The sequence below is a fragment of the Janthinobacterium sp. CG_23.3 genome (assembly GCF_046115965.1).
Classification (GTDB): Bacteria; Pseudomonadota; Gammaproteobacteria; order Burkholderiales; family Burkholderiaceae_D; genus Janthinobacterium.
This window is the reverse complement of record NZ_JBJXIB010000161.1, coordinates 1-12,201: the sequence shown is the minus strand read 5'-3', so window position 1 is coordinate 12,201 and position 12,201 is coordinate 1. Positions and strand designations below refer to the sequence as shown.

Annotated in this window: 10 protein-coding genes; 2 read left to right on the top strand and 8 right to left on the bottom strand. The window is 63.7% G+C overall.

The genetic code is table 11. The features are described from left to right. The first annotated feature begins 271 nt into the window (after positions 1-271). On the top strand, positions 272-1,744 hold the full coding sequence (locus ACFDR9_RS25080) for an amino acid permease (RefSeq protein WP_409032717.1): 1,473 nt from the start codon (positions 272-274) through the stop codon (positions 1,742-1,744). 179 nt (positions 1,745-1,923) lie between these two features. Here the strand turns inward: ACFDR9_RS25080 and ACFDR9_RS25075 are convergent, their stop codons facing one another. The 3 genes from ACFDR9_RS25075 to ACFDR9_RS25065 all read right to left on the bottom strand — a co-directional run bounded on the left by ACFDR9_RS25075 (position 1,924) and on the right by ACFDR9_RS25065 (position 6,895). Beyond that, the gene (locus tag ACFDR9_RS25075) at positions 1,924-2,820 is read right to left on the bottom strand and encodes an EamA family transporter (RefSeq protein ID WP_017879588.1); all 897 of its coding nucleotides are present in this window, start codon (positions 2,818-2,820) and stop codon (positions 1,924-1,926) included. 128 nt (positions 2,821-2,948) lie between these two features. Beyond that, entirely contained in the window at positions 2,949-5,111 is a 2,163-nt protein-coding gene (locus ACFDR9_RS25070) for an FUSC family membrane protein (protein WP_409032716.1), read from the bottom strand. 95 nt (positions 5,112-5,206) lie between these two features. Then, on the bottom strand, positions 5,207-6,895 hold the full coding sequence (locus ACFDR9_RS25065; protein ID WP_409032715.1) for a M14 family zinc carboxypeptidase: 1,689 nt from the start codon (positions 6,893-6,895) through the stop codon (positions 5,207-5,209). Positions 6,896-7,042: 147 nt separating this feature from the next. On the opposite strand from ACFDR9_RS25065, the gene ACFDR9_RS25060 reads away from it, so the two are divergent. After that, the gene (locus ACFDR9_RS25060; RefSeq protein WP_409032714.1) at positions 7,043-7,267 is read left to right on the top strand and encodes a hypothetical protein; all 225 of its coding nucleotides are present in this window, start codon (positions 7,043-7,045) and stop codon (positions 7,265-7,267) included. Between the two features lie 49 nt (positions 7,268-7,316). Here ACFDR9_RS25060 and ACFDR9_RS25055 read toward each other — a convergent pair whose 3' ends face one another. From ACFDR9_RS25055 to ACFDR9_RS25035, 5 genes are all read right to left on the bottom strand, one after another. Beyond that, positions 7,317-9,470: a S46 family peptidase gene (locus tag ACFDR9_RS25055; protein WP_409032713.1), complete on the bottom strand. Its 2,154-nt coding sequence runs from the start codon at positions 9,468-9,470 to the stop codon at positions 7,317-7,319. A 216-nt stretch (positions 9,471-9,686) separates the two neighbouring features. Beyond that, positions 9,687-9,956 (bottom strand): GlsB/YeaQ/YmgE family stress response membrane protein, encoded by a 270-nt coding sequence (locus ACFDR9_RS25050; RefSeq protein ID WP_017879583.1) that lies wholly within the window; start codon positions 9,954-9,956, stop codon positions 9,687-9,689. Positions 9,957-10,184: 228 nt separating this feature from the next. After that, a complete protein-coding gene (locus tag ACFDR9_RS25045; RefSeq protein WP_017879582.1) occupies positions 10,185-10,757 on the bottom strand; it encodes a YceI family protein in 573 nt (190 codons plus the stop codon). A gap of 30 nt (positions 10,758-10,787) precedes the next feature. Then, the gene (locus ACFDR9_RS25040) at positions 10,788-11,345 is read right to left on the bottom strand and encodes a YceI family protein (protein ID WP_409032712.1); all 558 of its coding nucleotides are present in this window, start codon (positions 11,343-11,345) and stop codon (positions 10,788-10,790) included. A gap of 20 nt (positions 11,346-11,365) precedes the next feature. Beyond that, entirely contained in the window at positions 11,366-11,890 is a 525-nt protein-coding gene (locus ACFDR9_RS25035; RefSeq protein ID WP_409032711.1) for a cytochrome b, read from the bottom strand. Positions 11,891-12,201: the final 311 nt, after the last annotated feature.

Sequence of the window (12,201 nt, the reverse complement as noted above, 5' to 3'; positions counted from 1 at the left end):
TGCATGATTTTCTCCTAAGTTGATTCTTCGAACCTTCACTTTAGGATTAATTTGCGTCTTTTGCCGACCCGCCTTCATTCATAGTATCTACGAAACCGTATTGCCCGCGTCACTCTTACGCTCCCCGCCCAACAAAGTTCTGCGTGAATAAGCGGTCCGAAGCCCTATAATCGCTCTTTTTTTGAAAACGGCGCTTTTGCGCTGTCATCGAGCCCGTGCGTCGCCTACGCCCGCAGCCGGCGCTATTCAATATCGTTTTAAAGGATTTCCCATGAATCAAACTCTGGGTCAGAAACTGACCCGCACCAAGCCGATCAACCCGGCTGGGCACCATGGGCATGGGCTCAACAGCGGCGCACTGGCGCGCACCGTCGGCCTGTTTTCGCTGACCATGATCGGCGTCGGCGCGACCATCGGCACCGGCATCTTTTTCACCATGGTCGAGGCGGTTCCGAAGGCCGGCCCGTCGGTAATCCTGTCGTTCCTGATGGCGGCCGTGACCGCCGGCCTGACGGCGCTGTGCTACGCCGAACTGTCGTTCCGCATCCCCGCGTCGGGCTCGTCCTATTCGTTTGCCTACGCCACCGTCGGCGAATTCCTCGCCTTCGTGATGGCCGGCTGCCTGCTGCTCGAATACGGCCTGGCGGCCAGCGCCACGGCCATCGGCTGGTCCTCGTACCTGAACAACTTCCTCGGCAACGCGGTCGGTTGGCAAATACCGGAGATGCTGCGCTCGCCGATGATCGTGCCCGGCGCGCACGGCGTCGAATTCCGGCCCGGCCACATCAACCTGCCGCCGGTACTGCTGGTCATCATGTGCGGCCTGCTGCTGCTGCGCGGCACGCGCGAGTCGGCCACCACCAACGCCGTCATGGTCGTCATCAAGCTGGCGATCCTGGTGTTCTTCCTGGTAATCGCCTTCTCCGGTTTCGACTCGGCCAACTTCTTCCCGTTCTTCAACACCGACAATAGCAAGGGCTTCGCCGGCATGACCGGCGTGACCGCCGCCGCCGGCACGGTGTTCTTCTCCTTCATCGGGCTCGACACGGTGGCCACGGCCGGCGACGAGGTCAAAAACCCGCAGCGCAACGTGCCGATTGGCATCCTGGCGGCGCTGGTCATCGTCACCGTGTTCTACCTGCTGGTGGCGGTGGCGGCGCTGGGCGCGCAGCCGGCCGCCAAGTTCGAGGGCCAGGAGGCGGGCCTGTCGGTGATCCTGCAAAACGTCACCGGCCAGGCTTGGCCGGCGCTGGTGTTGTCGGCCGGCGCGGTGATTTCGGTGTTCAGCGTGACGTTGGTGACGATCTACGGCCAGACGCGGATTTTGTTCGCCATCAGCCGCGACGGCCTGATTCCGAAATCGTTCCAGAAGGTCCATCCGCGCACCCAGGCGCCGGTCAGCAACACCGTCATCGTCTGCTGCGTGGTCGGGCTGGTGGCCGGCTGCGTCGACGCCACCTACCTGTGGGACATGGTCAGCATGGGCACCCTAACCGCGTTCATCGTCGTCTCGCTGGCCGTGCCGGTGCTGCGCCGCAAGGAAAACTGCAAGGGCGTCAAGGGCTTCCGCGTACCGTTCGGCCCCTACGTGGTGCCGGGCCTGAGCATTTTCGCCTGCCTGTACATCATGCGCGACCTGTCGCGCACCACCTTCCTGGTGTTCTTCATCTGGATGACGGTGGCGGTGTTGACGTACTTCCTGTACGGTATCCGCAACTCGCGCCTGAACCAGCCCGCGGCCTAAGGCGCACCCCGCCGGGCATGGCAGGCGTGTTGCGCCCGTACCGCCTGCGCGGTGGTGCGCGACGCCGCCAACGGCGCGCTGCGCGTAATCGCCGCGCCGGCCACCCAGCTGAACCGCCTTAAGGTCTGGCACAGGGGGGGTGCTTTGGGTTGATTTTCAGCGTTTGCGGCCCGCTAACTTTACGCGGATTTTTCCATCAGGCGCCCGCCCAGCAGCACGCAGACCAGCGCCGCCACCACCATCGCGATACCGGCCCACTGCCAACCGCTGATGACGTCGCCCAGCACCAGCATGCCGGCGCTGATGCCGACCAGCGGCACGCCCAGGCTGAACGGTGCGACGCGGTTGACGGCGTGGCGTTTGAGCAGGCCGGTCCACAGCGCGTAGCCGAGGATGGTCGCCATCCAGCCCAGGTAGGCCAGCGAGGCCCAGGTGCTCCAAGGCGCCGCCAGCCAACGCCAGCGCGTCTCCGGCGCGTCGAACGCCAGCGACAGCAGGATGAAGGGAACAATCGGCAGCAGGCTGCTCCAGACCATGAAGGCGATCACGTCGAATTGCGGCGTGGCGCGCTGGGCCCGCCGCACCACGATGTTGGACGCCGCCCACATGGCAGCCGCCGCCAGGCACAGCGCGAAGCCGCCCGCGCTGGCGCCGGCGCCGGCCTGCGCTCCCAAGTAGTTCATGCCGAAACAGGCCAGTCCCAGCGCCGCCAGCGCCAGGCCGATTTGCAGCGGGCGCCCGACCCGCTCGCCCAGCGTCAGGAAGCCGAACAGCGCGGTGAAGAACACCTGGGTTTGCAGCACCACCGACGCCAGCGCGGCCGTCATGCCCATCTGCAGCGAGATGAAGAGCAGGCCGAACTGGCCGACCCCCTGGAACAGCCCGTACATGACGACCCATTTCCAGTGCAGCTTGGGCGGTTTGACCAGCAGCACCAGCGGCAGGATGGCGAACAGATAGCGACCGGCGCCCAGTTGCAACGGCGTCAGGTCGCGCAGCGCGATTTTCATCGCGACAAAATTGGTACCCCAGATCAGCACGACAACCAGGGCGGCGAGCAGGTCGCGGCCGCTCATGGGATGTTGCTGTGTTGTGCTCATAAGTGGGATAGGCGGAGGGGTTCGGTTGGCGGCCGCGGGTGTGACTCGGGCTTTCATTATAGTGCCGCCCGCCAATTGCCGCATGGCAGCCGCAGCCGGCCCCGCTACGCCGCTTGGACAATGGCGGCGCTGTGCACGATGATTTTATCAGCGTCCGCCTGCAGCAGGCGGATGCGACGCTGCACCAGCGGCCAGCCGGACCAGCCGGCGTCGTCGGCCCGCGCCAGCGGCGAGCTTCCCGGCGCGGCAGGGGCAGGCGCCGGCGCTGCCGTCGGCGCGGTCGGGGCCGCCAAGGCGGACGATAGCGTCCGGCAAACCGCGCCGTGGCTGCGCGCCAGCATGGCGTTGACGGCTTCCCGCGGCAAGGCCTTGGCGTGGCGCAACAGAATCGAGCGCAGCGCCGCCACGTGGGCCACCAGCAAGTAGTTTTGCACGATGAACAGGTTGATGTCCTCCACCGAGCGGCGCTTGCCGGCCGGCTCGTCGAGCATGCGCACCAGCGCCGAACTGAGCGCCGCCAGGCTGTCCATCAGGCGTTTGCGTTCGATACGGTAGGGGAAGTCGTTGCTGCCCTTGCCTTGCAGCAGCGCGAAGCTCGCCTCCATATAGCGCAGGTTGGCGTCGAGCACCTGGCGGATCAGGCGCGGCAGGCTTTGGTATTCCCAGCTGGCCAGCACGAAGCTGAAGACGGTCGCGACCGCCGCGCCGATGAAGGTGTCGACCAGGCGCTCGGTGATCAGGTTGGTGTTGCTCGGCGCCACCAAGTGCATTTGCAGCAGGATCATGATGCTGACGGCGATGGCGGCGTAGCGGTAGCGCAGGTAGATGAAGGTCGGCGTGGCCACCGTCGCCAGGAACAGGACCGCCAGGATCACCACCGGGGTGTCGAACCATGTGATGACGATCGCCGTCAGCACGCAGCCGACGATGGTGCCGATGATGCGGTCGCCGCGGCGCTGTTTGGTCATACTGAAGGTCGGGCGCAGGATGATAATGATGGTCAGCACGATCCAGTAGCTGTGGGCGGCGTAGGGCAGCGCGGCGCCGACCAGCAGGCCGGCCGAGATCGCCATCGCCACGCGCAGCGCGAAGCGGAACACCGGCGAGTCCAGGCGCAGGTTGGCCAGCAGCATGGACAGCTCGTATTTTTGCTGCGACAGGAAGGGCGCCATGTCGGCGCCGCTCCAGAACGGCGTGTCGGCGTAGACCTTTTGGCTGGCCAGGTGCAGCTCGCCGATCTTGGCCAGGATCGCGCGGATTTTGTTGCGCTGCGCGCGCAGCACCGCCAGCGCGTCGCGGGTCGCCTCGCCGGCGGCGCCGCGGCGCTGCAGCTCTTGCAATTGCGATTCGATTATCTGCCACTCCGGCGCGTAGTCGACGCCCGCGTACGAGGCGCGCTTGCGGGTGAGCGCATAGGCCACCGCCTCGATGTCGCGGGCGGCCTTGAAGGCCAGGTTGCGCAGCGCCACCAGCACCTCGAAATCGGCCAGGTGGGCGCGCAACTCGGCGTAGTCGGTGTGGGTCGAGAGCACCATTTCATACAGGTCGAGCATGCACACGTGCACCTGCACGACGATGGCGTCCTTGCGGTTCTGGTGGCTGCGCAGGATCAGGTCGCGCGAGGCTTGCTGGCGGTCGGCCAGCACGCTCTGCTGGCGTACCAGCTTGTTGAACTGCTCGGCCAGGTTGTAGCGGGTGTCGTAGAAGTCGGCCTTGACGTCGAGGTAGGCGGCCAGCTCGAACAGCGCCTCGGCCAGCACCTGCTGCTTGATGCGGTGGCGCAGGAACCACGACACCGCCATCGCGTACGCCAGGTAGACCAGGCCGCCGAGCAGGAACAGCCCGGCGTTGATGAAGGACTGGCGCGGCGTGATGACGTGCTCCATCGACATGGTCATGATGAATAGCGCGGCCAGTTGCAGCGGCAGCGATTTTTTACCGTAGACCACCATCATGCTGGCCAGGAAGCTGATCAGCACCAGCATCGTCAGCAGCAGCCAGGGGATCGGCCCGCTCAGGCTGACCAGCAGGGTCACGACACTGCACAGCAGGATCGAGGCCGTCATTTCGTTGAGTTTGTGGCCCAGCGGGCTGGGCATGTCCATCAGCGCCGTGCACAGCGCGCCTATGCACACCGCCATCGCGGTGGCGCTGTCGCTCAGTTGCAGCGTGACGAGGGTGATGGCGATCAGGCCGACGCCGAAGCGCAGCCCGAGGTGGAAATAGTGGCTATACAAAAACGTGCGCGGATGGAGGGCGTAATGCATAACGGTATACCTTGATGGCGGGCGCGGGATCGCCGCGGCCGGGAAAAGACGCGCCGCGGCCGGTCGGCCGCGGCTGGCGCGTGGTGGCCGGCCTGTCAGACGATGGACAACACCGGGTAGCGGCGCCATTCCGGCTCGGCGAAGCGCTGGCAATGCTCGAAGATGAAATGCAGCACCTTGTCCTGGTCGGCCAGCAGTTCCGGGTGGTCGACTTTCCACTGGGCGAAGCTGGCCGCCAGCGCCGGCTCGTCGCGCAGCAGCTCGGCCGCCAAATCCTCGAACACGTAGTCGGAAAACGCTTCCTTTTTCTCCAGCACGCTGTTGAAGAAGCCCCAGCGGAAGAAGCTGTCGTGGGCTTGCGGCTCCAGCGTTTCAACGGCGTAGCGGGCGTTCGGCTGGCGCAGCGGAATGTAGTAGTCGCCCGGGCGCAGTTGCACGCTGGCGTGGCGGGTTTCCAGCAGCATATCGTCGTGGAACATATGGCCTTCGTAGGCTTGCGCGCGCGACGTGACCGATTGGATGTGGTAATACCGCGCCTCCACCGTCGTGGCCGCCTCTATGCGGCTCATCTCGACGCCGTTCCATTGCAGCCGTTCGATCACCTGGCGCCAGGCCTGCGGCACCACGTAGGCGCTGGGCGCGCGCACCACGACGTCGGCGACGAAGTTGTTGTAGTAGGCGATCGGCCGTTCCCACGGTTCGCTGCGGTCGTAGGACAGGCGGGTGTAGTTGCCCAGCACGCTGGGCGCGTACTTGGCGGCGTAGCCCTTGAACAGGAAGGTCGAGGGATTGCCCTCGTCCATTTTCCAGCTGACCGGCCAGTCGCTGCGTTGCGCCGCCTGCGCGCGCGCGTCGCCGCGCAGGCGGCCGATCTGCGCGCCGTGCGCCACCGTGAAGGCCAGCGTCACCTCGACCAGCGCGCGCATCGACGCGTAGCGGTCGGCGAAGGGCTTCAGCATGTGGGTTTCCGGCATGAAGCCGATCACATGGTGCAGCGCCGCGAAGCCAGTCGAAAAGCGCGGCGTTTCCAGGAATTCGGCGATGCCATGGTCCGGGCTGTCCTTGACCGGGTTGACGTAGGGGCAGGTCGGCCAGCCGCTGCGCTCCATCTGGCTAAAGATGTGCGGCAGCATGGTGTGGCGCAGGAAATCGCCCAGCGCGCCGCCCAGCTTGTCGGCCTGGGTGTGGATCAAGGTCATCGTGTACGGGTAGTCGGCGCCGTTGGAGGTGTGGGTGTCGACCATCACGTCCGGGTCCCAGCTGGCGATGAGCTGGTTGAACACCTTCGCGTTCAGACTGTCGCACTTGACAAAGTCGCGGTTCAGGTCAAGGTGGCGGCTGTTGCCGCGGAAGCCGAACTGCTCCGGGCCGTCCTGGTTCACGCGCGAGGTGTCGGCGCGGTTCAGGCAGCCGTCGACGTTGTAGATCGGGATAAACAGCAGCACCGTGCGGCCCAGCGCAGCCAGGCGCGCCGGCTCGACGCACAGGTCGCGCACCAGCGCCATGCAGGCGTCGACGCCCTCCGGCTCGCCCGGGTGGATGCCGTTGTTGTTGAAAAAAACAGGGCGGCCTTCGCGCTTGATCTGCTCGCGCTGGAACACGCCGTCGGCGCTGACCACGCCGGCGTGGATCGGCACGCCCGAGTCGGACACGCCGATCTGCTCGAAGCGCAGCACCTGCGGAAAGCGGGTCGCCAGCTCCTTGTAAAAATTGATGCATTCCAGCCAGGTCGTGGTCTGGTTCTTGTTACCGAGTTCGTAGGTCGTGCGGATGTCTGCGTGCATAGCTGTCTGGGGTGAGAGTGCTAGGACGGCGCGCTGGATAAGGGGCCGTCGAGGAGGCAATTGTAGCATCGACCTTGACGCGCTTCATGGGCCCGGCGGGCGGCCCGTGCTATGACTGGCGTGTGGCGAAAATACAGGGGGGACACAATGAAAAAAGCCCAGATCGTGGACTTGTTTGGCAGGATCTTGTTGGTGGTGTTGCTGGTGCTGGCGCTGCTCGCCGTCGACATGGCGTTCGCCTGGGCCGCGCCGGCGTACAGGGAGGGGGAGTGCCGCCCAGTTAGCGGGCCGGCAACGCTGAACCGCAAGCAAAGTCAACGAGCCGGCGCCAAGGCGAAAAGGTCGGACCTTCAGGTCCGACCCCAGGGTTAGGCCCTTGGTTTGAATGCAGTCAACGACGATACCGCCTAAGCGAACCGGATTACTCGGCGCCCATTTCCTTGAGCAAATTATCGGCCTTGTCGATGTGCTTCATGTTCCACAACATGTAGCGCAGGTCGACCTGGATCGAGCGGGTGTTGACCTTGTTGTAGTCCCAATCCGAGATGATCGAATCGAGCGTGCCGTCGAAGGCCAGGCCGATGAACTCGCCCTTGGCGTTCAGCGCGGCCGAACCGGAGTTGCCGCCGGTAATGTCCAGCGTCGCCAGGTAGTCGACCGGCACGGTTTTCAGCTTGGCGTCGCTGTACTTGCCGAAGTCCTTGGCCTTGATCGCCGCCAATTGCGCCGCCGGGGCGTTGAACTCGCCGGTGCCGGTGGCTTTCGCGGTGATGCCGTTGACGGTGGTGAAGGCGTTCCAGCTGGTGCCGTCGGCGCCGCGTTCGCGCGCGGCGATACGCCCGAACGTCACGCGCAGCGTGCTGTTGGCGTCGGGGTAGACGGCTTGGCCCTTGCTCTTCATGTAGGCGATTTTCGCTTTCATGTAGTTGGCGTAGGCTTGCTGGATGTTGCCGCCCAGTTCTTCGTCTTCCGCTTCCAGTTTCAGGCCCGCGTCGTACATCGCCACGGCGGCCTGGATGAAGCGGTCCTTGCTGGCCTTGAAGTCTTCCGGCTTGCGTTCCAGCCATGCCGCGCGCTCTTCCTTGTCGCCCAGCTTGCTGCCGGCGTACAAGGCGTCGACGGCGGCGCTCAGTTCGGCCGGCGTCATGCCGTCCTTGACGCCGATGGCGGCGTCGAAGTGCGCGCGGCGCTGGCCGGCGGGCAGCGCCGCGTATTTGCCCAGGCTGTGCATGACCAGGGCCTTGTCGACTTTTTCGTCGTAGCTGCGCTCGACGGCGGCGACGCTGGCTTTCAGGCGCGGCAAATCGCGCACCTGGTAGCCGGCTTTGCGTTCGGCGTCCGGCTTGGTCGATTCATTGGCCAGGCGGTACATCATGCGCGCCGTGCCGAGCAGTTTCGGCTGCGCGTAGTTGAGCACGAAGTCGCGCTTGTTGTCGGCGTCGCGCTCGGCGATCAGCTTCTCGATCTGCTCGATGTCGGCGGCGAATTCCTTCTTGCGCGCCGGCGTGGCGTTGACCCAGGCTTTCAGCTCCTCGTGTTCCTTGGTCTTGCGCGCCAGGAAGTCGCTGCCGGCGTAGGAATCGAGCATGCCCTGGCGGTTCTTGTAGTAATTGTTGATGTTGGCGACCTGGGCCGCGTACTTCAGCGCGCTGTCGGCGTTGTCCTTGGTTTCGCGCGCGATGATCGCCAGGTTTTCGCCGGACGTCTTGACGAAGGCCGGGTAGGCCCAGTCGAAGGTGTACGCCACTTCCGACGGCAGGCGGTGGCGGTTGGTGCGGCCCGGATAGCCCAGCGCCATCACGAAGTCGCCTTCCTTGACGCCTTCCTTGGCCAGCTTCAGCGACAGCTTCGGCAGGTAGGGCACGTTGTCCTTGCTGAAGTCGGCGGCCTTGCCGTCCTTGCTGACGTAGGCGCGGTAGAAGCCGTAGTCGCCGGTGTGGCGCGGCCACATCCAGTTGTCGGTGTCGCCGCCGAACTTGCCCACGCCGGCCGGTGGCGCGTGCACCAGGCGCACGTCGCGAATTTCCAATTGCTTGATCAGGTAGAACTCCAGGCCGCCGTAGTAGGCCGACACGGTGCAGCGGTGGCCCTCGTCTTTTTCACACTCGGCGACAATGCTCTTCTGGTGCTTTTCAATGGCGTCGCTGCGCTGCTTGCCGGTCAGTTTGGCGACGTCGGCGGTAATGACCTTGTCGCTGACGTTGCTGACGTCCTTGGTAACGAAAATCCGGCTGCCCGGGCGCGCCGGCACTTCGTCGGCAAGCGTCTTGGCCAGGAAACCGTTGGCCAGCAAGTCGTTGTCCTTGGTCGAATTGTGCGCCACGCTGTCGTAGACGCAGTGGTGGTTGGTGGCGACCAGGCCTTGCGGCGAGACAAACGAGGCCGAGCAGCCGCCCAGGCTGACGATCGCGCCCATCGGGAATTCGGTCAATTTGGTCAGCGCGGCCGGGTCCAGCTTCAGGCCGGCCGCTTTCAATTGCTTGGCTACTTGTGGCAGCTGTTGCGGCATCCACATGCCTTCGTCGGCATAGGCGGCGTTGCTCAGGATGGCAAGCGTAATGAGTGTCTTTTTCATTCGAGTTTTTATCTTATGAATATGAGGGGCGGATAAGAGGGTTGCGCCCAGTGGTGTGATCAGCGGGCGACCTAGAGTATCCTTGCCGTTCTCGCAATAGTCAATAAAAAAAGAGCGAAAAAAAACGTACAAAAAACACGGGGCCGGACCCTAGGATCCGACCCCGGCATTGGCCTCGCCTGCTTTTCCAGGCAGGCCGACTCCGTCTGGCTGAGACTAGCGTACCTTGCCGCGCTTGAACAGATTGACGATCGCCAGCAGGACGATGGCGCCCAGCAGCGACACGAACAAGGACACCAGGCTGAAGTCGTCGGCGTTAATGGTGCCGGCGCCGAACAGCGGCGACAACAACCAGCCGCCCAGGAATGCGCCGACGATGCCGACCACGATGTTGAGAAATATGCCTTGTTGGGCATCGGTTTTCATAATCATGCTGGCCAGCCAGCCGAGAATGCCGCCAATTACAATCCAAATGATGAAGTTCATACTGTTCCTCCCGGGCGATTGATGGGTTCAACCGGCAGAAGGCCCGCCGGTGAGCAAATTCTAGGGATGGCCGGGCGTCGCGTCAGTGCGGCATCGAACATTTGGCGAACCTTAGCATTGATATAGCGCAGAACGGGTTCCGGCGCGGCTATCTTATAACGCAAACAGCCCCTTTTTCCACCGCTTCGGCGGAAAAAGGGGCTGCAAAATACCGGCTGTAACGCGGTCTTAGTCGGCCTTGATGGCCTCGACTTGGATCGCCAGCTTGACTTCCGGCGCGAATGCCGGCGTTCCGTAGTTCAGGCCGAAGTCGGTACGCTTGAACTCGGCCGAGGCGTCGGCGCCGCACACTTCGCGCTTCAGGCGCGGATGCATGATGCAGCGGAACTTGTTGACGCTCAGCGTCACCGGCTTGGTCACGCCCAGCATGGTCAGCTCGCCGTCGACCGACACCAGCTTGTCGCCGTTAAACTTGAGCGCGGTGCTCTTGTAGCTGACGTCGGGGTATTTCTCGACGTTGAACATGTCGGGCGATTTGGCGTGGCTGGTCATTTTGTCGAAGCCGAAATCGATCGAGGCGGCGTCGATGGTGATGTCGAGCGCGCCACCGTTCTTGGCGGCGCGGTCCAGCGTGACCGTGCCCTTGGTCTTGCCGAACTTGCCGCGCCAGACCGACAGGCCCATGTGGTCGGCCTCGAAGCTCGGGTAGGTGTGGGTCGGATCGATGTTGTAGGTGTCGGCGGCGAAGGCCGAGGTGGCGCCGGCGGCCAGCAGTGCTACGACCAAGTGCTGAAGTTTCATGCGGGTCCTTTGTGGGGGGCGGTTAGATAATCAAGGTGCTGCGGTAACGTGGAACTTGATGGTCACTTCGTCGGCAACCATGCCGGTGTCTTTCCATTCGCCTTCGCCGATGTTGAAGGCGAGGCGCTTGATCGGCAATGCGCCTTCAAACACTTGCTTGCCGGCTTCGGTTTTGACCGTCAGCGGGAAGGTGACGTCGGCCGTCTTGCCCTTGATGCTCAGCTTGCCGGTGACGTTCAGCTTGCCCGCGCCGGCCGGTTTGATGCCGCTCGAGACGAAGCTGGCCCTGGGGAACTGGGCAGAATTGAACCACTCCTTCTTGGCCACTTCCTTGTTCATGTCCGCTTCGCCCAAGTCGAGGCTGGCGGTGTCGATGTCGACCGTCGCCTTGGCCGCGTCCGGCGTGGCCGGGTTGTAGTCGATGGCGATGTTGAATTTCTTGAACTTCGCTTCGACCGGCACGTTCATCTGCTTGAACACGGCCGAGACGCCGCTTTTGGCCGGGTCGGTTTTCAGCAGCGTGGCGGCGCCGGCGGCCAGGGACAGGCCGAGCAGGGAGGCGAGGAGGACGCGTTGGCTAATTTTCATGGGGTTCCTGTTAGTGAGTGTTATGGCAGCATGCGCTTCAACACGCCATCCCGGTCGATGAAATGGTGCTTCAAGGCCGCCAACGCGTGGGCTAGTACCGCGGCCGCCATGGTCATGGTCAGAATATAGTGAACTTCTTTTAAGATGGGCTTAAGCTCCGGATTCGGCGCGATCAGCACCGGCAGCTCGACCAGGCCCAGGTAGACCACCGGGAAGCCGGCCGCCAGGGTGTAGAAGTAGCCGGACAGCGGCACCGCGAACATCAGGATGTAGAGCACCACGTGCATGCCGTCGGCGGCTTTTTTCTGCCACACGGCCATGCTGGCGGGGTGCGGCGGCGGCACGTTGGCGCGGCGCCACAACAGGCGCAGGGCGGCCAGGCCGAGCACGGTTACGCCCAGCCATTTATGCCAGGAGAAGTATTTGAGTTTGGTCGGGGTGATGCCGGGCATGTCCGTCATGATCAGGCCCAGGCCGAAGGCGGCGATGATCAGCAGGGCGATCAGCCAATGCAGGAGCATGGCGGTGTTGGTGTAGCGTTGCATTGGCGGCTTTCTGGAATATAGTACGTATTAGAACTAATACTACCAAAGAAAAGCAATCTGCGCTTGTTGCTGGGAAACTACTGCGGGACTCGGAACGGCGTTCAGTTAGCGCGTCGTGGGCCGGATGCGGGGGCCGCCGAGGCGAACGCGTCATCCGACAATGTAGGCCGAAGCGAGCCGCGCCGCTCCAAGCCAACATTGTCGGGTGACGCCCGATGGGCTAACCCGACCTTCTATGATGAATTCCAAGTCAACTGGTTTTTCGCAAATTTATCCTATCCCTTGTTTCGGTATCGGCGGGGTCAAGGGCG

Coding starts and splice junctions, on each gene's coding strand:
- ACFDR9_RS25035 (WP_409032711.1), bottom strand. CDS start 11,890: ATGCAACGCTACACCAACACCGCCATGCTCCTGCATTGGCTGATCGCC.
- ACFDR9_RS25080 (WP_409032717.1), top strand. CDS start 272: ATGAATCAAACTCTGGGTCAGAAACTGACCCGCACCAAGCCGATCAAC.
- ACFDR9_RS25050 (WP_017879583.1), bottom strand. CDS start 9,956: ATGAACTTCATCATTTGGATTGTAATTGGCGGCATTCTCGGCTGGCTG.
- ACFDR9_RS25070 (WP_409032716.1), bottom strand. CDS start 5,111: ATGCATTACGCCCTCCATCCGCGCACGTTTTTGTATAGCCACTATTTC.
- ACFDR9_RS25065 (WP_409032715.1), bottom strand. CDS start 6,895: ATGCACGCAGACATCCGCACGACCTACGAACTCGGTAACAAGAACCAG.
- ACFDR9_RS25060 (WP_409032714.1), top strand. CDS start 7,043: ATGAAAAAAGCCCAGATCGTGGACTTGTTTGGCAGGATCTTGTTGGTG.
- ACFDR9_RS25045 (WP_017879582.1), bottom strand. CDS start 10,757: ATGAAACTTCAGCACTTGGTCGTAGCACTGCTGGCCGCCGGCGCCACC.
- ACFDR9_RS25040 (WP_409032712.1), bottom strand. CDS start 11,345: ATGAAAATTAGCCAACGCGTCCTCCTCGCCTCCCTGCTCGGCCTGTCC.
- ACFDR9_RS25055 (WP_409032713.1), bottom strand. CDS start 9,470: ATGAAAAAGACACTCATTACGCTTGCCATCCTGAGCAACGCCGCCTAT.
- ACFDR9_RS25075 (WP_017879588.1), bottom strand. CDS start 2,820: ATGAGCGGCCGCGACCTGCTCGCCGCCCTGGTTGTCGTGCTGATCTGG.